The organism is Mesotoga sp. B105.6.4, assembly GCF_002896535.1.
Taxonomy (GTDB): Bacteria; Thermotogota; Thermotogae; order Petrotogales; family Kosmotogaceae; genus Mesotoga.
In genome coordinates, this window is the sequence record NZ_JWIM01000137.1 from 1 (window position 1) to 1,567 (window position 1,567).

The 1,567-nt window shown below is 43.4% G+C and carries 1 protein-coding gene; it reads right to left on the minus strand.

What is annotated here, in order from left to right:
- Positions 1–243: 243 nt before the first annotated feature.
- A complete protein-coding gene (locus tag RJ60_RS15145) occupies positions 244–1,152 on the minus strand; it encodes a LuxR C-terminal-related transcriptional regulator (protein WP_099829707.1) in 909 nt (302 codons plus the stop codon).
- Positions 1,153–1,567: the final 415 nt, after the last annotated feature.

The following is a 1,567-nucleotide window of genomic DNA, read 5'->3' on the forward strand; positions in this document are numbered from 1 at the left end:
AAGATTAAGTGATAAACTCAAGGGTATATCCGGGAGTTCTGTTACAGGCAGTGAGATATTCCCGCGGATCAAACCGCCTTCACTCATGAACGAGACTTCTGTATCAATAACGGCGTTGAGTTGTATCGACAGCCTGACCAAAAATCAGAACCGAAGAAAGGACAACTATTAAGAGTATTAAAGGAAACCTGATCGCTTTCAGAAGAATCGCCTCCTTTCCGTCTAGCTGGAGTATATCGGAAATCATTGATGAGAAAGCAGATACGATCTCAGGTTCACTTTATTGTCTTTTATGGGAAGTTTCTTTCGGATATTAGCCCTGTGGAAGTCCACGGTCTTCTTGGTTACACTGAGAATTTCGGCTATCTCTTTGCTGGTCTTTCCTTCTCTTATGAACTCTGCTATCTGTATCTCTCTTGAAGTGAGATTATCAAGAATAGAAGAGTGTTTTTTTGTAACAGGGTGCATTATCTCCTTTATCAGACCCTCTACAAACTCGACATCCTTTTCGTCGGTGTGCCTCTTCAAGTAATCCAGTGCTGGCTTTACATAGCGTTCCATATTGCCCATGATGGTCTTCTCCAGCTCATCCTTTTCCTCTTCGGTCCGCCTGAGAAGACTGGTCAGAAGGTCGTTCCTCTTCTCTATAGTGTCGAGTCTGTCAAGAACGCTTATCAGTTTGTACTCGACAAATCTCTGAAGAGAAATATCTCGCACGTACTCCAGAAGAGCTATGAGCTCGTTGTCCTTGTTGAAGATCGGAATGGAAAACAACTCCTGCCAGCCGTCACTAACCGAATGAGCCTGATATGGAACGATCTCGACTTCGGACTTCTTGCTCTCCATCGTTCGAAGCACCGGACACTTTTCGCAGGGACTACTGCGGTTGTGGTATATCTCGAAACACTTTCTACCGACAATCGCTCGCTTGCTGGAGTACCAGTGCTTGATCGAGCTGTTAACGTATCTTATTCTCATATCGACATCCAAAATACTGACGCCGTCCTGAATGCTCTCCAGAATGAAGACCAGAAGCTCGCGGCTATTCAGTATGCTAGACTTTTCTAGCGAATCTCTGGAAAGATATATACCTGGTATAGAAGTCAACGGTCTCTTCACTTCACTGGTATTTTCCGAAAAAAGACCTGGCATTTAACACGCTCCTTCGGTGCATTTATTTCGTAGACAATACTCGAATTATCCCACGGCAATGGCCTAGTATCAAATTTAGTGAGCTTTTTAGGTGATTCGTCATGTTTCCTATCACATGATAGACACAGGTGATACCTGCCAGTCTCATGCTGGTACAACTATATAGTAATACCAGTATTGTACCAGTAATCCGAATAATACTATCATAAGATACCGGAGGATTTGCTTTTTGCTTTGTGACGCGGGGAAAATATAACGAGGGAGGTAATAGCTTTATGTCCGAAAAGGAAGTTCTCTTCACACCAATTAAGATAGGAAACCGGGTTGCTCAGAACAGAATGGTAATCAACGCAATGGAATGCTGTGATTCAGATGAAGAAGGAAATCCCACCGAAAAGACCTACGAACGTTACAG

Coding starts and splice junctions, on each gene's coding strand:
- RJ60_RS15145 (WP_099829707.1), bottom strand. CDS start 1,152: ATGCCAGGTCTTTTTTCGGAAAATACCAGTGAAGTGAAGAGACCGTTG.